Origin of the sequence: Arthrobacter sp. EPSL27 (assembly GCF_001512305.1) — a bacterium.
In the GTDB taxonomy this organism is placed as follows: Bacteria; Actinomycetota; Actinomycetes; order Actinomycetales; family Micrococcaceae; genus Arthrobacter.
This window is the reverse complement of record NZ_LNUT01000004.1, coordinates 262,932-280,152: the sequence shown is the minus strand read 5'-3', so window position 1 is coordinate 280,152 and position 17,221 is coordinate 262,932. Positions and strand designations below refer to the sequence as shown.

Annotated in this window: 19 protein-coding genes; 2 read left to right on the top strand and 17 right to left on the bottom strand. The window is 68.4% G+C overall.

Translation table 11 applies throughout. The annotated features are described in order from the left end of the window. Window positions 1-5: 5 nt before the first annotated feature. From AR539_RS06060 to AR539_RS05980, 17 genes are all read right to left on the bottom strand, one after another. Window positions 6-986, bottom strand: a complete 981-nt coding sequence (locus AR539_RS06060) for a zinc-binding metallopeptidase family protein (RefSeq protein ID WP_066433635.1) — start codon at window positions 984-986, stop codon at window positions 6-8. Between the two features lie 79 nt (window positions 987-1,065). Beyond that, complete coding sequence (locus AR539_RS06055; protein WP_066433631.1) at window positions 1,066-2,232, bottom strand: flagellar hook protein FlgE; 1,167 nt, start codon at window positions 2,230-2,232, stop codon at window positions 1,066-1,068. A 31-nt stretch (window positions 2,233-2,263) separates the two neighbouring features. Further along, entirely contained in the window at window positions 2,264-2,698 is a 435-nt protein-coding gene (locus AR539_RS06050) for a flagellar hook assembly protein FlgD (RefSeq protein ID WP_066433626.1), read from the bottom strand. An 18-nt stretch (window positions 2,699-2,716) separates the two neighbouring features. After that, window positions 2,717-4,471 carry a flagellar hook-length control protein FliK gene (locus AR539_RS06045; protein WP_066433623.1) on the bottom strand — a complete coding sequence of 585 codons (1,755 nt, stop codon included), beginning with the start codon at window positions 4,469-4,471 and terminating at the stop codon, window positions 2,717-2,719. Next, window positions 4,471-5,163, bottom strand: a complete 693-nt coding sequence (locus tag AR539_RS06040) for a C40 family peptidase (protein WP_066433620.1) — start codon at window positions 5,161-5,163, stop codon at window positions 4,471-4,473. The genes AR539_RS06045 and AR539_RS06040 overlap by 1 nt, the downstream gene beginning before the upstream one ends. After that, entirely contained in the window at window positions 5,160-5,594 is a 435-nt protein-coding gene (locus AR539_RS06035; protein ID WP_066433617.1) for a flagellar FliJ family protein, read from the bottom strand. The genes AR539_RS06040 and AR539_RS06035 overlap by 4 nt, the downstream gene beginning before the upstream one ends. Next, window positions 5,591-6,919: a FliI/YscN family ATPase gene (locus AR539_RS06030; RefSeq protein ID WP_066433614.1), complete on the bottom strand. Its 1,329-nt coding sequence runs from the start codon at window positions 6,917-6,919 to the stop codon at window positions 5,591-5,593. Before AR539_RS06030 ends, AR539_RS06035 begins: the two co-directional genes overlap by 4 nt. After that, window positions 6,916-7,569 carry a FliH/SctL family protein gene (locus tag AR539_RS06025; RefSeq protein WP_066433611.1) on the bottom strand — a complete coding sequence of 218 codons (654 nt, stop codon included), beginning with the start codon at window positions 7,567-7,569 and terminating at the stop codon, window positions 6,916-6,918. Before AR539_RS06025 ends, AR539_RS06030 begins: the two co-directional genes overlap by 4 nt. Further along, the gene (gene fliG / locus AR539_RS06020; RefSeq protein ID WP_066433609.1) at window positions 7,559-8,575 is read right to left on the bottom strand and encodes a flagellar motor switch protein FliG; all 1,017 of its coding nucleotides are present in this window, start codon (window positions 8,573-8,575) and stop codon (window positions 7,559-7,561) included. Before fliG ends, AR539_RS06025 begins: the two co-directional genes overlap by 11 nt. Continuing rightward, window positions 8,572-10,179: a flagellar basal-body MS-ring/collar protein FliF gene (gene fliF / locus AR539_RS06015; RefSeq protein WP_066433608.1), complete on the bottom strand. Its 1,608-nt coding sequence runs from the start codon at window positions 10,177-10,179 to the stop codon at window positions 8,572-8,574. The genes fliG and fliF overlap by 4 nt, the downstream gene beginning before the upstream one ends. Further along, complete coding sequence (gene fliE, locus AR539_RS06010; RefSeq protein ID WP_066433607.1) at window positions 10,179-10,484, bottom strand: flagellar hook-basal body complex protein FliE; 306 nt, start codon at window positions 10,482-10,484, stop codon at window positions 10,179-10,181. The genes fliF and fliE overlap by 1 nt, the downstream gene beginning before the upstream one ends. Beyond that, complete coding sequence (locus tag AR539_RS06005; RefSeq protein WP_066433602.1) at window positions 10,484-10,876, bottom strand: flagellar basal body rod protein FlgC; 393 nt, start codon at window positions 10,874-10,876, stop codon at window positions 10,484-10,486. Before AR539_RS06005 ends, fliE begins: the two co-directional genes overlap by 1 nt. Further along, window positions 10,876-11,217, bottom strand: coding sequence for a flagellar basal body rod protein FlgB (locus AR539_RS06000; RefSeq protein ID WP_066433600.1), 342 nt, complete (start codon window positions 11,215-11,217; stop codon window positions 10,876-10,878). The genes AR539_RS06005 and AR539_RS06000 overlap by 1 nt, the downstream gene beginning before the upstream one ends. 169 nt (window positions 11,218-11,386) lie before the next feature. Beyond that, complete coding sequence (locus AR539_RS05995; RefSeq protein WP_157360938.1) at window positions 11,387-11,737, bottom strand: hypothetical protein; 351 nt, start codon at window positions 11,735-11,737, stop codon at window positions 11,387-11,389. 64 nt (window positions 11,738-11,801) lie between these two features. After that, the gene (gene fliS, locus AR539_RS05990; RefSeq protein ID WP_157360937.1) at window positions 11,802-12,320 is read right to left on the bottom strand and encodes a flagellar export chaperone FliS; all 519 of its coding nucleotides are present in this window, start codon (window positions 12,318-12,320) and stop codon (window positions 11,802-11,804) included. Further along, the gene (gene fliD, locus AR539_RS05985) at window positions 12,317-13,642 is read right to left on the bottom strand and encodes a flagellar filament capping protein FliD (RefSeq protein ID WP_066433594.1); all 1,326 of its coding nucleotides are present in this window, start codon (window positions 13,640-13,642) and stop codon (window positions 12,317-12,319) included. Before fliD ends, fliS begins: the two co-directional genes overlap by 4 nt. A gap of 149 nt (window positions 13,643-13,791) precedes the next feature. Next, window positions 13,792-15,009, bottom strand: a complete 1,218-nt coding sequence (locus tag AR539_RS05980) for a flagellin N-terminal helical domain-containing protein (RefSeq protein WP_066433592.1) — start codon at window positions 15,007-15,009, stop codon at window positions 13,792-13,794. 302 nt (window positions 15,010-15,311) lie between these two features. On the opposite strand from AR539_RS05980, the gene AR539_RS05975 reads away from it, so the two are divergent. Then, window positions 15,312-15,800 carry a flagellar protein FlgN gene (locus AR539_RS05975; RefSeq protein ID WP_066433586.1) on the top strand — a complete coding sequence of 163 codons (489 nt, stop codon included), beginning with the start codon at window positions 15,312-15,314 and terminating at the stop codon, window positions 15,798-15,800. A gap of 10 nt (window positions 15,801-15,810) precedes the next feature. Beyond that, window positions 15,811-17,220, top strand: a complete 1,410-nt coding sequence (gene flgK / locus AR539_RS05970; protein ID WP_066433581.1) for a flagellar hook-associated protein FlgK — start codon at window positions 15,811-15,813, stop codon at window positions 17,218-17,220. Window position 17,221 lies beyond the last annotated feature (1 nt).

Here is a 17,221-nt window from a genome sequence, read left to right as displayed (position 1 = left end):
GAGCCCTACCCGCGGAGCCCGTGGACGAACTCGAGCTTGTCGATCACGGCGTCCGGGAGGACGAACGGGTACAGGTCTCCGCTGCCCATGCTCCGGTTGACCTGGTTCAGCGCGATGGACAGCGGCAGCCAGACGGTCGACACCAGTGTGCGGAACGGCAAGGGTTTCGGCGCGGTCGGGGCCAGTCCGTATTCCCGCGCCGTGTCGATGGTGTCGGTGATATGCAGGTAGTGCGCGAAGCACTCGGCAAAGTCCTCGTAGGGGTGCATGGTGGCGTACCGGGAGATGTAGCTTCGTTCCCAGTCCGCCGGGGCGCCCTCGGAGTAGTGCCGGTCAATTTCCGCCTGGTAGTCCTTGGTGTCGTCGCCGAAGAGCTCCCGGGCGCGTCGGGTCTGCTTGGCATCGCCGAAGACCAGCACATCCTCGAAGTAGTGGCCCACTTCGTGCCGGAAGTGGCCCAGCATGGTGCGGTACGGCTCATCGAGCTGTGAGCGCATCTTCTCGCGGTAGGCGTCATCGCTTTCCGCCAGGTCGATGGTGATGATGCCGTCTGCGTGGCCTATGACCACGTTCTCGTGGGCGCTGGACAACAGGTCGAAGGCGAGGCCCTTTTCCGGGTCCTCCGCCCGGGTGACGATCGGCAGGCGCAGCTCGTCGAGTTCGGCAATCAGCTGGCGTTTGGCCCGTTCCGCCACCAGGAACTGGGTGAGGCCTTTGGCGTCCTGGTCGTTTGGACGGGTGCGGGTGAGGTCGCAGCTGAAGCACTGGCCGCCGTCGTCCGGGGCCAGCCAGGTGCAGCCGGAGAGCTGAAGATTCGCGCAGACGTGGCGTACGTTGCCGGAGGCGTCCCGGTGTCTCCCCTGCTCATCCACCACGACGACGGCACCGGTCTCCCGCAGGTATCCAAGGCGTGTTCCGCAGCTGAGGCAAGCGGAGTTTTCGAAGAACACGGCCGAACCGCAGGCGCTGCAGGATTGTTTTTTCACCTCCCGATCCTACCCTCGCCAAACGCGGGAGCACCCGGCACCCGGGCAGGGCGCCGGGTGCTCCCGGGTGGATCGAGGGTTAGCGCTTGAGGTTGCCCAGCTCCTGCAGCACCTCGTCGGAGGTGGTGATGATGCGGGCGTTGGCCTGGAAGCCCCGCTGGGCCACGATCAGGTTGGTGAATTCCTGGGAGAGGTCCACGTTGGACATTTCCAGGGAGCCGCTGGTCAGGCTGCCGATCCCGGCGTCGCCTGCGCCGCCCAGCTGCACGCCGCCGGAGTTCGCGGTGGCAACGTAGGAGGAGCCCCCGGACTTTTCCAGGCCTGCGGGGTTGGTGAAGTTTGCCAGGGCGATCTTGGCGAGGACCTGCTTGGCGCCGTTGCTGAAGGATCCGATCAGGGAGCCGTCGCTGCCAAGGGTGTAGGACTCGAGCTTGCCGGCAGCGGACCCGTTCTGGCCACTGACCGCGAGCGAGGTGGTCCCGGCGAAGGCAGAGACGTCCGCAAGATTGACGTTGATGCCGCCGACGGTCAGGGACCCGCCGCTGGCCAGCTTCCCGGCGGCAAAGCCCAGTGTCGCCGTCCCCGTGGCGCCGTTCTCATCCAAGGCCGACACGTTCCAGTTACTGCCCGCGCCGGTGAAGGTCAGGGTGAGGTTCCGTTCGGCGCCGGTGGCGTCGTGGACTTTGACGACCCGCTCCAGGGTACCTCCCTCGCTGGGCAGGTTGCCGTCCACGCTGACCGCGGTGGTCGAGGCGGCCGGCACCAGGTTGTTGGCATTGAGTGCGAGGCTGCCGACGGGACCGCCGGTGTTGACCACACCGCTCTGGTCGGCCGTCCAGCCCTGCAGGACGCCGCCGTCGGGGCTGACCAGCTGGCCGGAAGCATCCGGGCTGAACGCGCCGGCGCGGGTGAAGAGCTGCTGGCCGCCCTTGCTGGTGACGAAGAAGCCATCGCCGGAGATCATCATGTCGGTGACGCGGCCGGTGCTCTGCGAGGAGCCCTGGGCGAAGTTGGTGCTGACGCCGGCGACGCGGACGCCGAGGCCGATCTGTGCCGGGTTGGTGCCGCCGGTTTCAGCCTGCGGGCCGGAGGCTCCCTGGGTCATCTGGGACAGGGTGTCCTGGAACTGGGTGGAGGACGCCTTGAAGCCGGCCGTGTTGACGTTGGCAATGTTGTTGCCGGTGACATCCAGCATGGTCTGGTGGGCGCGAAGGCCGGAGATTCCGGAGTACAGCGAGCGGAGCATGGGAACTGCCTTTCTACGGGTGGAAAACTGGTCAGGAAGCGGCCGGAGCGGTGAGCCCGGTGATGGAGTCGAGGGGGATGGAGAGGTCGCCGACCTTGACGGTCGGAACTGCGCCGGAGTAGGACACCGAGCTGGCGGTGCCCGTGCCGGTGGCGCCGTCGCTGAGTGTGTAGTCGACGGACTGGCCTACCAGCTGGGCTGCGGCCTGCCGCATCTGCAGGGAGAAGCCCTCCTGGCTGTTGGTGGTCAGCTCCTGCATCTTCTCCATCATGGAGAGCTGGATGGTCTGGCTCATCATCTGGTTGGTGTCCATGGGAGCGCTGGGGTTCTGGTTTTTGAGCTGGGCCACCAGGAGGGACATAAAGACCTCCGAATCCATGGTCTGCACGGGGGCCCGCACGGCTGCGGGCTGGGCGGTCTCCCCCGCAGCCGTAATGGGCTGGGGGGCGATGGGCTGGATCGTCATGGCTAGCGTTCCTTCGTGTCAGGCAAGAATGTCGAGGGTGGTCTGGGCGCCGTTCAGGGTTCTGGCTGCCCGCAGATCGTCGCTGTCGGTGAGGGCACCCCAGCGGTGGCCGGGGCCGTGGCCGTCGGGGGCATCCCGGCTGCCGGGCCCGGAGCCCGGGCCCGACCCCGGTCCCCTCCCGGTTCCGTCCCGGCCCGCCGGTTCCTGGCCGGAACCGTCCCGGGAACCACTGCCCGGCCCGTTGCGTTCGGACAGATCCAGGCTGGCGCCGAAACCGGCGTCAGCGAGCTCCTTGCGGAGCTCCGGCAGGACTCCCCTGATGGCCTCGCGTCCGGCGTCGCCCGGTGCAAACAGTTCGATCCGGACGCCGGCGGCATCGATGTGCGCCCTTACCGTCATGGGCCCCAGGTCATCGGGGGTGACCTGTAGCGTCATGACGTGCTCCCCCGGCGCTGCGGCGGCGAGGGTGAACAGCGGCCTGGCCAGTTGCGGCTGGAGCGCAGCCGCCGGCGGGGAGGGCGGCGCCGGCGGTGCCGGCTGCTGCGCGGCAGGGACCGACGTCGGCTGGCTGGCCGGCGCCGGGGTGCCCGCCACGGTTCCGGCCGCGCCAAGCGGGTCCACGGACGTCGACGCGGACGCGGTCCCGGCACGTGCGGCTTCGGGACGGCTGCCTTCGCCGGGCGCTGCCGCCGGAAGGGCAGCTGCCCCGGCGGGCGCGGCTGCTGTGGTCCCCGGTGCAAGCGGCGCCGGGGCGGCCGCGGACCGGCCAACCGGCTGGCCCGTGCCGGCCCCAAGGACGCTGGCGGCTGGCTCCGCCGATGTGGCCTGAGCGTTCGCAGGGGCATCAGCTATGCCATTGGCGGCGTTGCCGCTGGCGCCGTTGCCGTTGCCGGCGGCAGGGGCGGTCTGGTTCTGCCCGGCGAGGGACGGCCGGTTGGCAGTGACACCCGGCAGCCCCGCGGTGCCACCGGCCTCGGCAGCCGGCAAGGCAGGAGTCGGCAAGGCAGGTGCCGGCAGGGCCCGCTCCGGCTGCGCGGCGGCCTGCCCGCCGGCCATGGCGTCCGGCTGCGGGACCGGGACCGGCATGGCGGCCGGCTGCGGGACCGGAACCGGCGTGGTCCCGGTCGTCGCGGGCACGGACTGTGCAGACGGGGCCTGCGCAGGTGCCGGCTGCGGGTCCAGTACCTGCATGCTCCCGCCCGGTGCAGGAGAGAACTGTGCAGGCGTTGCCTGTGCAGCCGCGGACTGTGCAGGCAAGTTCTGCGCAGCTAGGGTGCGCGCGGTTCCAGCCGGGCTCAGGGCCGGAGCATCGAGTCCGGCCGGGCCATACGCTGCCGTCACGCCTGCCGGCACCGGCAGGTGGCTGCCCGGCGCCGGAACAGCGGTACCGGCCGCATCCCCGTCCGGCACCGAAGCCTGACCAACGGCGGCGGCCGGCACCCCGGCAGGCGCACCCGGCGCGCCGGAAAGCATCACGAAGTTGGCTGCAGTAGAGGCGAAGACGCCCGCAGGGTCATGCCCCGTAAGGGACGCGCTGCCGCTCCCCTGGCTGGCCTCATCGGCGGACGCGTTGTCTGCTGCCGCGTCGGCCGTCCCGCCGTCGGGCGCTGGCCCGGGCCCGACGGCGGCACCCTGGACGGAGCTGAGCGTTTCACCCAGCACGGCCCCAAAAATGTCCGGGGTTCCCTCGGCAGGCACTGGGCGCCCGCCCGGCTGCGATCCCCGGCCCTGCACCGGGCCGGCCAGGGCGGAGGCGAGATCCAGGCCCTTCATCACGCCGTCCCGGCGGGGACGATGCGCCGGATGGACGTGAGATTGGAGTGCTGCTCCCAGGCGTCACGGATCTGGATGGTCTTGCCGGGCACCGGCGCGTCGATGGCTTTGCCGTTGCCCAGGTAGATGGAGATATGGTCTCCGCCGAAGCTCACCAGCAGGTCACCGGGCTTCGCCTCGGCGAGGGAGGCCACCGGCGTTCCCTGCCGCATCTGGTCGCTGACCACGCGCGGAATCTCGATGCCAAGGTCCTTGAACACCCGCTGGGTGAAGCCGGAGCAGTCCATTCCCGTAGCGGGGTTGGTTCCGCCCCAGACATACGGGACGCCGATGTACTTCTTCGCCATGGCCACCACGTCATTGCCTGTCGCCGCGCCGGCTGCGGGAACTGTGGCGGGAGCGGTGATGCCCTTCAGCGCACCGACCGGCGTCGTGCTTCCCAGCCCCAGGCCGCCGGGGAGGGAGGAAAGGCCGGGCAGCGAGGAGGTGCCGGTTCCGCTGGTCCCGCCCAGTGCGGCGGCGAGGGCGTCGGTGAAGGACGCCGCGTCGCCGGTGCCGGTCCCGGTAGCGAGCGACGTTGCCGCGGCCGATTTCAGGGCGGCGGCGTCAGCCTGGGCTGCCGCGGGGCGCGTCAGTTCGGCGATCATTGACTGGATGCCCTGCATGCGGCCGATTGCCTCGGTCATGCTCATGATTTCATTCCCTGCCCGTCGCGGTGCCAGACCGTGGAGGCGATCTCGTCCAGGGCCGACTGTTCGGACCGCAGGTCTGCGGTGTGGACCTCGGCGGTATGGCGTGCCTGCAGCTTCTCCAGCCCTACGGACCGGGTGCGCGCAGCGACAAACTCCGCGCGTGCGGTGGCTTCCTCGGTGTCGGCGAGCCGCGCCATGTTCTGCAGGTCGGCGAGCATGCTGTGGGATGCGGACCGCGCGGCGGCGACGGCCCGCAGGGAGGCGGAGCTGGAGATCGGCGCGTCACCCGCGGCAAGCTCGCGCCGCGCGGACGCCTCGCGGGCCCGGACGGAGCTGGAGCGCGATCGGGCGCTGGCGAGGCCGGTGGCTGCCTGGTCCTGCTGGATCTGGCGCAGGCGCAGGAGCCCTGCCAGTGAGAATTGGCGGTTCATGCTGCTGCTCCCAGGATTGAGGTGAGGTGGTTGAGCCGCTGCCAGGACTCCGGGTGGGCCGTGGATTCCTCCATGGGCTGCTGCAGGAATGCACTGATGTCCTGCTCGTGGTTGATGGCGGCGTCAACCAGCGGGTTGGTGCCCGCCTGGTAGGCCCCGACGTCGATCAGGTCCTGCGCTGCCTTGCGGGCGGCCAGGACGCGCCGCAGCGTCGCCGCAGCCGCCAGGTGCGGGCGGGCGTTGACCTTGCTGGCGACGCGGGACACGGAGCCGAGGACATCCACCGAGGGGAAGTGGCCGGTGACGGCGAGCTTCCGGTCGAGGACCACGTGGCCGTCCAGGATCGATCGGGCCGCATCGGCGATCGGCTCGTTGTGGTCGTCGCCGTCCACCAGCACGGTATAGATGCCGGTGACGGACCCTGTCTTGTCGGTACCGGCCCGTTCCAGCAGCCGGGCGAGGACGGAGAAGGTCGACGGCGGGTAGCCGCGGGTGGCCGGCGGCTCACCGGCGGACAGGCCGATCTCGCGCTGGGCCATGGCCACCCGGGTGAGCGAGTCCATCATCAGGACCACGTCCTGGCCCTTGTCGCGGAAGGATTCGGCGATGCGGGTCGCGGTAAACGCTGCGCGCATGCGCATGAGCGCGGGCTCATCCGAGGTGGCGACCACCACCACCGAGCGGGCCAGCCCGGCAGGGCCGAGGTCATCCTCAAGGAACTCGCGGACCTCACGCCCGCGCTCCCCCACGAGGGCAATGACGGATACTTCCGCGTCGGTGCCGCGGGCGATCATGGACAGCAGGGAGGACTTGCCGACGCCGGAGCCGGCGAACAGCCCCATGCGCTGGCCTTTGCCGAGCGTCGTCATGGTGTCCAGCACACGGACGCCGGTCTGCAGCGCCGTGTCGATCCGGGCGCGGTTCATCGCATTCGGGGCTTCATTGTCGATCGGCACGCGCGGCCCGCTGACGAGCGGTCCCTTGCCGTCGATGGGGCGGCCAAGGCCGTCAATGACGCGGCCGAAGAGCCCCGGTCCGGTGGGAACCAGTACCGCGTCGCCTTTGGCGCGGACGGGGTCGCCCGCCGCCACGCCGGTCAGCCGGCCCAGCGGCATGCAGCGCACTGAACCGTCCAGGGCCGCCACCACCTCGGCGTCCAGCCCCGGGTCCGAGCCCACGGTCACCAGGTCGCCCAGGGCGCACCCGAGCCCGGACACTTCCATGCCCAGGCCCACCACTGACGTTACGACGCCCACGCGCTGCGGTGCGGCGGCACGCAGCGCCGCGGCGTAGGCCTCGCCCATGGGACGCCACTCGGCGATCATCGTCTCTCCCCCGGCGGGTTTCCGGTCCCGGAGAGGTCATCGAGCAAGGCGGCGCGGGCCCGGGCCAGGGCGCTGCCGAGGCTCGCGTCGAACCAGCCCTGCTGGTATTCGACTTTGGCGTCGCCTCGGTTGAGCGCCGGGTCGGCGAGCAGGGGCAGGCCTGCCGGGATGTCCTGGCCTTCCTTGGCGAGGACCTCGATGTCTGCCGGGTTCAGCCTGATGGCAAGCACGGTGGCCGCGTCGTTGCCGGAGAGGGCACGGTGCAGCGCACCCCGTGCCGTCCGGGTTCCTTCAGCCAGTTCGTAGCCGAGGATCGCTTCGGCCAGTTCCAGCGCCGTGCGGGCCAGGACCTCCTCGGCGTCGTGCAGGGCCTGGACGTTGCGGTGCGCGAAGTCTGCGCGTGCCACGGCCAGGGCGCGGACCGCCCGGTCAAGGTCGTGCTGCCCGGCAGCGAGCGACGCCGCCTGCTCCGCCGTCATGCGGTCGCGCCAGCGGCGCTGTTCCTTGGCGGCAGCGCGGACGCCCGCTGCGTAGCCGGCTGCGTGGCCTTCGGTATAGCCGGCCTGCTCGTTGGCAGGGCCGCTCGCGCGGAGTGAAGGGAAGACGATCCGTGCCGGGGCGCTGCCGGCAGCGTTCCCGTCAGTAAACATAGTCCTCTTCGTCTCCGCGCTGGATGGTGATCTGGCCTTCGGCCTCCAGCTCGCGGATGGAGCGGACGACGGCGGCCCGCGCCTCCTCGATCTGGGAGGCGCGCAGCGGGCCCAAAGCCGCGATCTCGGATTCGAGGATTTCCAGGTTGCGGCCCGAGACGTTGGTGGTGATGGTCTCCAGGACCTGTTCGGAGGCGCCCTTCATGGCGACGGCCAGCACGGAGGCGTCCAGGCCGCGGAGCACCAGCTGCACGTCCCGGCGTTCCAGTTTCACGATGTCGTCGAAGGTGACCATTTGTGCGCGGATCTCCACGGCGAGGTCCGGATCCAGCAGGTCCAGGCCGTCCAGCACGGACCGTTCCGTGCCGGCGTCGGTCCGGTTGATGATTTCCAGCAGCGGCTGGATGCCGCCCACCACCTTGGACGCCTGCTGCGAGACGGCGGCACCGCCGCGCAGCTTGAGGGTGTCGGCCACGATTCCGATGGCCTCCGGCGCGCCGGAGCCCATGGTGGCGATGCTCAGGGCGACGTCGGCCCGCAGTGTGCCGGGCAGCCCGGACATCACGGCGGAGGCCTTGCGCGGGCTGAGGTGCGCCAGGACCAGGGCGATGGTCTGCGGCAGTTCGCCGTCGATCAGCGCCAGGATCTGGACCGGTTCAATGTCTTCGAGGAATTCAAAGGACTTGCCGGCCATGTTCACCGTGAGCCGGTTGAGCAGGCCGGCGGCCTTCTCCGACCCGAAGGATGCCTCCAGCAGTCCCTCGGCCAGTTCACGCCCGCCCCGGGCCTGCCGGGGGCTGGACATCGCGGCTTCGTGGAAGTCCTTCATGATCTGCTCGGCGACCTCGGGGTCCACCTTGCGCAGACGCACGATCTCGGCCGCGATCTCCTCGGCTTCGGTGTCGTTGAACTGGGCCATCACCTTGGCGGCGTTGTCCGGGCTCATCTGCATCAGGACGACGGCGGCCCGCTGGGTTCCCGTCAGGGTCGCGTCGGCGGTTTTCATACCGGCTGCCTGTCATCCATGAGGCTGCGCAGGTAGTCGGCGGCCTTCTCCGGGTTGGCCGCCACCATGTTGTCGATCTCGAAGCGGCGGCGCTCGGCTTCGACCTGGGCGGGCGGCGGAAGCAGCGGCGGCAGCGCCGTGATGGGGATGGCCGAGGTCTCGGGCGCCGGGGGCAGCGCGGTGACGGGCGGCATCACCGGGATCATCTCCAGGTCGAGGCGTTCGCCCAGATCCACCGGTTCACGCTTCTGCCGGCGGCGCAGCATCACGGTAAGGACCAGCGCGAGGATCAGCAGACCCAGGAGGATGCTGCCTGCCGTCATCAGCGTGCTGAAGAATGCGGCCTGTTTCTGGGCTTCCAGTTCGGCCTTGGCTGCTTCGAGGGACGCGGCGGCCTGGTCCGCTGCGGCGGTGCTGAAGGGCACCACCTCGACGGTCACGACGTCGCCCCGGGCGGCGTCCACCCCTGCGGCCGCGGTGACCAGGGAGGTCAGGGAAGCGAGGTTGAGACCGCCGGCGGCGGCCTGGTCGACGGCGACGGAGATGGTCTGCCGTTTGACGGCGCCGGCCGGGATCACCCTGTCCTCCGTGACCTTGTTGACCGCGTTGTTCTTCGTCTCGGTCGAGGAGTCGAAGCTGCCGTTCCCGCTGGTGTCGCCGGGAACAGCAATGTTGTCCGGCCCGAGCACTCCTGCCGCGCCGCCGCCGGTGCCGGTGTACTTCTCGGTCTTGGAGGACTCGCTCAGGGGCAGCGCACCCTCCGCGTTGGTGAAGGTCTCGCTTTTCTGCTGCGCCGATTCGCCGGTGACGTCGGCGGCCACGGCCACGGTGGAGTTGCCGGGACCCACCACGCGGTCCATGACGGCCCGGACGGCGTCAGAGGTGCGCTGCTGGTAGTCGGTGGCCTGCTTGGACGCCGAACCCGCCGCGCCGGCGCCGACGGCCGACAGGACGGTGCCCTGCGAATCAACCACGGAGACGTTGGCGGGCTTCAGGTTCTCGATCGCGGCGGAGGTCAGGTGGACGATCGCCTGGACCTTGTCGCCGGAGAGCGTGGAACCGGGGGCCGTTTCGACGAATACGGAGGCCGTGGTGTCCGGGGTGGTGGACACAAAGACGGTCTTTTCCGGAATCGCGAGGCGGACAGCGGCCGTTTTCACGCCGTCCATCGCGGAGATGGTGCTGGCCAGTTCGCCTTCGAGGGCCCGCTTGTAGGTGACGGACTGCTGGAACTCGGATGAGGTGACGCCCATTTTGTCCAGCAGCGAGTACCCGGTGGCGGCGGCGGTGGGAAGCCCGGCGGCGGCGGCTTTGAGCCGTTCGTCGTAGACCCTGTCCTGCGGGACAAGGATGGTGGAGCCGCCGTCGCTCAGTTCGTACGGTACGTTGTCCGCGCGCAGCTGCTCCACGATCCCGTTGGCGTCGGTGTCCTTGAGGCCGGAGAACAGCGGGGTGAGGGCGGGCTTGGACAGCCAGGCCGAGAGGGCAATGATGCCGACCACCAGCATGGCGGCGCCGATCGCGGCGATGGTGCGCTGGGCGGGGGTGAAAGCCTTGAGGCCCGCGCCGAAGCGCTGGAAGAAGACGTTGATCTGCGGGGGCATCAGGCCTGCATCCTCATGATCTCGTTGAACGCATCAACGCCCTTGTTGCGTACGGCGGCTACGAGCTCGAGGGTGATCTGGGCGCGGCTGGATGCAAGGGTGGCGTTGTGGATGTCGTCCAGGTTGCCGGTGACGGCGGAGATGGCCAGCTCTTTCGACGTCGACTGCAGCTGCTGCAGGTTATCTACGGCCCCGGTGAGGGACGCGCCGAAGGCGGAGCCGTCGGTGCCGGTGGCGGCGCCGGCTCCGGTGACGTAGTTCGCCGGCAGGACACCCTGCACGGGCGCGATTGGGGAAACAGGCATCAGGATCGTCCAATCTCAAGGGCGGCGAGGTAGCTTTCGCGGGCGCGGTCGACAACCTGCGCGTTGGCCTGGTAGCCGCGCTGGGCGATGATGAGGGCGCCCATCTGTTCGGCCATGTCGATGTCCGGGTACTTGACGTTGCCGTCGGCGTCGGCGAGGGGGTGGTCCGGCTGGTAGACGATCCGGCCTTCGCCGTCGCCCAGCTGGGTGCTTTTGACGTACACGCCGGTGCCCTCGGCGCCTTCTGCGGCCTCGATGTACCGGGCCTGGAATGCAGGACCGTTGGTGCGGGAGGCGTTGTTCATGTTGGCGAGGTTGTCCGAAACGGAGTCAAGCCATTTGCGGTGCACGGTCAGGGCCGAACCGGCGATGCCGATCGCGTCGAAGGTCATCAGTTCGTCCTCATCGCGGCGCGCACCGCATTGAATTCCCCGCCAATGGCACGGGCGGCGAACTGGAAGCGCAGCACGGTGTCGATGTTGGAGAGGGTCTCGGTATCAAGGTTGACGTTGTTGCCGTTCAACTGGGTCGGCTCCAGGGAGGTGCCCGTGGTGGCGCCCACGCTGCCGTTGCCCGCCCTGACGGAGTCCGCGAGGGCATCCTCGAAACTGACCCGCTTCGCGTGGTAGTTCGGCGTGTTGACGTTCGCGATGTTGTTCGCGATGGCGCGCTGGCGCAGCGCGAGGCCGTCCATGGCGCTGGCCAAGGCGGCGGAAGTCACGGATTCGAGCACAGAGTCCTGCCTGGGAAGGGTGGGAGTGGCCGATCCGTGGCCGTTAAACGAGCGATCCGTGCTCTATCAGGAGTTATCGGCACTGGTCAGCCGCGCGTTAGCAGAAAATATGAAAGTCTTTGTGCAGGTTTTTTCCGAACGTGATGCCGGGGTGTCTGGCCGCGGCCGGTCAGCCGTTGACGTCGAGGTAGACGGCGCCGGCGGGCGCTCCGACTCCGGGGACGGAGGACACGGCGTGCAGCTGCTTGGCGACGTCCATCCGGGCTTCCTCAAGCCGTTTCGCGACGCGCTCCTGCGCGGCGGACAGGGCAACCGCCCGACGGCGGGCAGCGGCCGGGAGCGGCCCCGGTGGCACTGGCGGCTGCCATCGCTTCTCGGGCTGGGGCTCCACCCCGGACTGGGGTGCGGCCGATAGCGGGCCGAGCGGGTCCTTCAAGGTGCGCTCCGCAGCCCCGACGGCCATCTCCAGCATGTCCAGGATCGCGTTCCAGGCGGCCAGGACGGAGTCGGGGGCAGGCACGGCCGGGGTTGGGTCGGAGTTCGGGACGCCGGTTCCCCCCAGGCCGGCTTCCCTCTCCGTCCGGTTATCCAAAGCCGAGACTCCCGCCGCCTGTTCCGGGCTGGGTGTTCCAGGCACCGGCGGAGGCGAAGCCCGCCGGGGCGGCCGAAGCGAAGGCGGCAGCACCCGCCGGGGCCGGCGCGGGCACCGCGGCGGCAGCCTCGTGCCAGGCCTGGCGCAGGGGTTCGAGGAGCTCGATCGCTTCCCGCGTCAGTGCGGCGTCCCGCTGGATGTTCGCGTTGATCAGGGCCGTGGACACGTAGTTATAGACACCGAGCAGGCTGTCGGCCCCGTCCCAGGCATCCGTCTTCAGCGAGGACGACAGTTCGGTGACGATGGCCTGGGCGTGCAGCAGGTTCTCATTCGCAGCGGCCCAGTTCGAGGCCTGCTGCGCCGATTCGGCCCGGCCCAGGTCCAGCAGCAGGCGGTCGTAGAGCATGGTGAGCAGGCGTGCCGGCGGGGCCGAGAGGACGGAGTCGGAAAGGTACTGGTTGCGCTGGCCGGCGTTGCCGTAGCCACTGCTGCCGAAGGGGGGCATGGTCATGATGAGGAACTTCCTGAGAGGCCTGCGAGCTGTGAAGACAGCCAGGACGACTGGGCCTGCATGCCGCTGAGGGCGACTTCCAGGGCCGAGTAGGTGCGCTGGAGCGTGGTCCTGCGCATCTCCAGGCGGTCGTCCCAGTCGGCGATCTGCTCGGTGAAGTCCTTGGCGGCGGTCTGCTGGCCCTTGATCTTGGTGCTGAGCAATCCGCTGGTGGGATCGGAAGCCTGCTTGGCGGCATCCGCCACACGTCCGGAGATGGTGGCGACGGCAGCCATTGTGCCGGCCGGATCCTTCGCCAGGGCGTCGCCGAATTTGGTGGCATCGAATTCGATCGTGCCGGTTTTCGTGAGGGTGATGCCGAATTCGGCCGGTGACTTCCCGTCGACAGGCTGGGAAGCAGCCGACAGGATCGCCGCGTTGACCTGGCGGATGGTGCTGTCCCCGGTGAACACGCCTCCTGAGGTGATGGGCTTGCCGGAGCCGTCCGTGCTGCTGACCACGGTGCTTTTCGTTGAGATCTGCGCGAGGACGCCGTTGACGGAACCAACCAGGTCCGAGACGGTCTTGCTGATTTGCGCGTTGTCACGGGCAACAGTGACCCGGGTGGGCGTGGCAGAAACCTCGGAGACGGTAACCGAGACGCCGCTGAGGACATCCGCGAATGTGTTGGTGGCGGAGCTGAGTGTTGTTTCGGCCGCTGTTCCCGCCCACAGCTTGACCTGCGCGTCCTGGGCCGGCTGCACTTTGGTCAGCCCGGCGGTGCCGTCCGGATCGGCGATGCTGAAGCCGCCGTCGACGCCGGTCTTTGACGATGCGAACTGCAGCCGGAATTCTCCGCCGCCCACGGAAACTTTCGATGCGACGATGCCGGCGCCGGAGAGGTTCACGGCGGATACGACGTCGTCCAGGGAGGAAGTGAGCGGGGTGACGGTAACTGCCTGGCCGCCCTCACCGGTCACGGTCATGGTGGTGTAGGGCCACGCGGTGAGGTTTTTACTGACGGAGACCTGTGTCTGGGCCAGCTGGGCCACGGCGAAATCCACGGCCCCGGGCTTCGCCCCGGCGCCCACCGTGGCGGTTACCTTGGCGGAGCTGCTCGACGCCGAGTACAGCTCAAGGCCCTTGGGGTCGGCGAGTTTACCGGCTTTGGTGGCGAGGTCCGCGACGGCGGAATTGAGTCCCTGCAGCGCCGAGATGCGGGTCTGCACGGATGCGGCTTTGTTCTTGATGAGGCTCTGGGGCACGGCCTCGACAGCCATGAGCGAATTGATCAGTGACGTGGTATCCAGGCCGCTGGAAAGTCCGTCAATAGAAAGCCCCACGCCTGCAACCCCTTAGCTCATGTGTCTGTTGAAAAATACTGGCTTGCCATACTGCAGAGCGCCCGAGGAGAGAAATCCTCTCCCCGGGCGCCCTGGGCAGCCTGCTCTACCTAACGGAAGTCACCGGGGTGATCGCTTCCCGTCGGGGTTTAGCGCAGGAGCTGCAGAACACCCTGGTTGGACTGGTTTGCCTGGGCCAGCATGGCAGTGCCGGCCTGGGACAGGATGTTGTTGCGGGTGAACTTGACCATTTCCTCAGCCATGTCCGTGTCGCGGATACGGGAGTTGGAAGCGGTCAGGTTTTCCTTGGCCACGTTGATGGTCTGCACAGCGGACTCAAGGCGGTTCTGGGTTGCACCGAGATCAGCGCGGGCCGTCGAAACGGTCTTGATCTGCGCGTCGATCATCGTGATAGACGCCCGGGCGTTGTCAGCACTGTCAAACTTCAAGCCGCCCGACACGGCAGTCGTTGCGCCGCCCGTTGCCAGCCCGGCCGCCGGTGCCGCCGTAGTTGACACGACGCCGCCGTCCAGAGCGGTAACCACAATGCCGGAACCGGCACCGTTTGCGTCCTTGGTGACAGCAACCGTGAAGTTCGCAGCGAAGTTTGCGTCGCTTCGCAAGGCCGCAGCATACTCGTCTACGCTCTGGAAGTCTGCAGCATTCGGGTTCTGCGCCGTGTCGCCGATCCGGTCATTCAGAACGGCGGTGGTGATTGCCTTTGTCGTGACGGCGCCGGTATCCGGATCAGTCACGGTGCTCGTAAACGTGGCCGCCGCGGTCGTCAAAGACGCAACCGTTGCTGCAAAGGAAGATCCAGTGGTGCTCAGGTCCCCCCCGGCCAGGGTGGTCGCGATGGACTTCACGTTTGCACCGCCAAGGTTGACGTCGATCGTGCTGTTGGCATCGGCGTTGGCGCCCACCTGGAGTGACATCGTCGCCTTCGAGCCATCCAGCAGCTGGGCGCCATTGAAGTTCGTTGAGCCGGCAATGCGGTCCAGTTCCTTGACCAGGCTCGTGGCTTCAGTGGCAATCGCGCCCCGGGATTCGGCGTTGTTGGTGTCGTTAGCTGCCTGGACACCCAGGTCGCGCAGACGCTGCAGGATGGAGTGAGCCTGGTTCAGGCCGCCTTCGGCGGTCTGAACTGCGCCGATGCCGTCCTGGGCGTTGCGAGCAGCAACCGAGAGGCCGCCGATCTGGGACTTCAGGCCTTCGGAGATTGCCAGGCCGGCCGCGTCGTCACCGGCGCGGTTGATGCGCAGGCCACTGGAAAGCTTCTCCAGCGACTTGGACAGGTCGGTCTGGGTGTTGCTCAGGCTGCGGTATGCGTTGTTGGCAGCCATGTTGGTGTTGATCTGCATTCCCATGATGTTTCCTCCATGATTGGGACAGTGTTCGATGGCCCATCCGTGGGCCCTCAGGAGTAGCTATCGCCCGCCGCACCGCAGGGGTAAGGCAAACCGCCGAAATTCTTTGAGCACGAATTGCTGATCGCATTTCCCCTAGTAATCAGCCATATTCCGGCTAACGGCGCCCCTCTCACTGCCGATAGTTCCTACGAACCCTGCTGAGCGCTGACTGCTGCAAAAGAAAAGTGTCCCCACCATTGCGCAGCCGCACCGCCGCACTATGACGAACCATCCAGACACATAAGGGAGTCCTCCGGACCATGGCCATCCACGAACTTTCAGCCCTGCTGTGGCGGGAGCGTGAACTCCTGGACGTTCTCACCTTCAAGCTGGAGGAAGAGCAGCTGCTGCTCACCTCCGGCAAATCCCGCTGGCTGCCCCACGGAACCAAGGAAGTAGAACAGGTTCTGGGGCACCTGGCGCAGGCGAGCCTGGCGCGCACCATCGAGGCCTCGGTCGTCGCAGAGGCCTGGGGCCTGCCCACCGAGGCGTCCCTGGCGGAACTCGCCGCTGCCGCCCCGGAAGGCACCTGGTCCGAGATCCTGACTGCGCACCTGAACGCCCTGACCCGCCAGACCGCCCTGATCAAGGAACTGCGCGATTCCAACGAGCAGTACCTGCGCACCGCCGTCCGGTCCACCCAGGAGTCACTGGCGGACCTGCGGCCCACCGCGGCAGCAGGGACCTACGACGCGCACGGCAAGTCCGGGGACGCCCCCGCTTCCCGTATCTTCGACAAGCAATTCTAAGGAAGCCACCATGAGCACCTTCGGCGCCCTGAACACTGCCTACCGCGGGCTGACCGCAGCCCAGCAGGGCATGAACGTGGCCAGCCAGAACATCGCCAACGCCGCCACCGAGGGATACACACGGCAGCGCGTCGACCAGTCCGCCCTGGCGACGCCCGCCCGCGGGCTCTTCAGTGGCGGAGCCATGCAGCCCGGCCAGGGTGTGTCCGTCAACGCCATCTCCCGGCTCGGCAGCAGCTTCCTCGACGCCGGCGTCCGCTCAGCGGGGGCCCAGGCCGGCTACGCGAGCGTCCGCTCCTCGGCGCTGCAGGGCATCGAAGGCATCCTCCAGGAACCAGGAGAGAACGGGATCTCCGCCGCACTGCAGGGATTCTGGTCCGCCTGGCAAGGCGCCGCCAACCAGCCGGACCAGTCCGGCCCCAAGGGAACGCTCCTGAACGCCGCCAACTCCGTGACGGACAAAATCTCCTCCGCCTACCAGGCCCTTGATGCGCAGTGGACCGGCGTCCGCGGCCAGGCTGCCGACGCGGTCAATGCCGTCAACGCAGCAGCCGCCCAGGTGGCGTCCTACAACACGACCATCCGCTCCACCCTGGCCGCGGGCGGATCCGCGAACGAACTGATCGATGCCAGGGCCAAGCTCACGGACCAGATTGCCGGCCTCGCCGGCGGCGCCGTCCGTGAACAGGCCGACGGCACCGTGGACGTCCTGGTCGGCGGCAACGCGCTGGTCACCGGCGGCTCCGTCCGGTCCCTGGCCCTCTCGGGCACACCTTCCGACCGGATCGGGACGCCTGTGCAGCTGCTCTGGGAAAACCCGCCCGGTGTGGCCGCACCCGACGGCGGCGAACTGGCCGGCGCCCTCTCCGTACTGGCCCCCGCATCGGGAGGATCCGGAGGCGCCATCGCCGAGGCCGCAGAGTCCTACAACAAGTTCGCAACGGCACTGGCAGAGGCAGTCAACACGGTCCACCGGGACGGCGTCACCGGAGCCGGCACCACCAACGTCGAGTTCTTCACCATCGGTGGCACGGGGCCTGCCGCACTGAGCATCACCGGCCCTACGAGCACCCTCGGCATCGCCCTTCGAGCTTCAACGGGCGGCGCCCTGGACACCGGCATCGCGGACAAGATCTCACAGCTAGGCACTGGCGCGGACTCGCCGGACATGATCTGGACCGGCATCGTCACCAACATCGGCGTCCAATCACGCGGTGCCCAGCAGCATGAGGCGCTCACCGACGCTGCCCAGGCCTCAGCCCTAACCGGCCGGGCGTCCCAGGCTTCGGTCAGCCTGGATGAGGAGAACGTCAGCCTCCTCACCAACCAGCATGCCTACCAGGCCGCCGCCCGCGTGATGACCGCCGTCGACGAAGCCCTGGATGTTCTGATTAACCGCACCGGACTGGTGGGAAGGTAGA

Coding starts and splice junctions, on each gene's coding strand:
- fliS (WP_157360937.1), bottom strand. CDS start 12,320: ATGACCATGCCCCCCTTCGGCAGCAGTGGCTACGGCAACGCCGGCCAG.
- AR539_RS06050 (WP_066433626.1), bottom strand. CDS start 2,698: ATGACGATCCAGCCCATCGCCCCCCAGCCCATTACGGCTGCGGGGGAG.
- AR539_RS06030 (WP_066433614.1), bottom strand. CDS start 6,919: ATGATCGCCGAGTGGCGTCCCATGGGCGAGGCCTACGCCGCGGCGCTG.
- fliF (WP_066433608.1), bottom strand. CDS start 10,179: ATGCCCCCGCAGATCAACGTCTTCTTCCAGCGCTTCGGCGCGGGCCTC.
- fliG (WP_066433609.1), bottom strand. CDS start 8,575: ATGAAAACCGCCGACGCGACCCTGACGGGAACCCAGCGGGCCGCCGTC.
- AR539_RS05975 (WP_066433586.1), top strand. CDS start 15,312: ATGGCCATCCACGAACTTTCAGCCCTGCTGTGGCGGGAGCGTGAACTC.
- flgK (WP_066433581.1), top strand. CDS start 15,811: ATGAGCACCTTCGGCGCCCTGAACACTGCCTACCGCGGGCTGACCGCA.
- AR539_RS06025 (WP_066433611.1), bottom strand. CDS start 7,569: ATGTTTACTGACGGGAACGCTGCCGGCAGCGCCCCGGCACGGATCGTC.
- AR539_RS06040 (WP_066433620.1), bottom strand. CDS start 5,163: ATGAGCATGACCGAGGCAATCGGCCGCATGCAGGGCATCCAGTCAATG.
- AR539_RS06045 (WP_066433623.1), bottom strand. CDS start 4,471: ATGAAGGGCCTGGATCTCGCCTCCGCCCTGGCCGGCCCGGTGCAGGGC.
- AR539_RS06005 (WP_066433602.1), bottom strand. CDS start 10,876: ATGACCTTCGACGCGATCGGCATCGCCGGTTCGGCCCTGACCGTGCAC.
- AR539_RS06055 (WP_066433631.1), bottom strand. CDS start 2,232: ATGCTCCGCTCGCTGTACTCCGGAATCTCCGGCCTTCGCGCCCACCAG.
- AR539_RS05980 (WP_066433592.1), bottom strand. CDS start 15,009: ATGGGAATGCAGATCAACACCAACATGGCTGCCAACAACGCATACCGC.
- AR539_RS06035 (WP_066433617.1), bottom strand. CDS start 5,594: ATGAACCGCCAATTCTCACTGGCAGGGCTCCTGCGCCTGCGCCAGATC.
- fliE (WP_066433607.1), bottom strand. CDS start 10,484: ATGCCTGTTTCCCCAATCGCGCCCGTGCAGGGTGTCCTGCCGGCGAAC.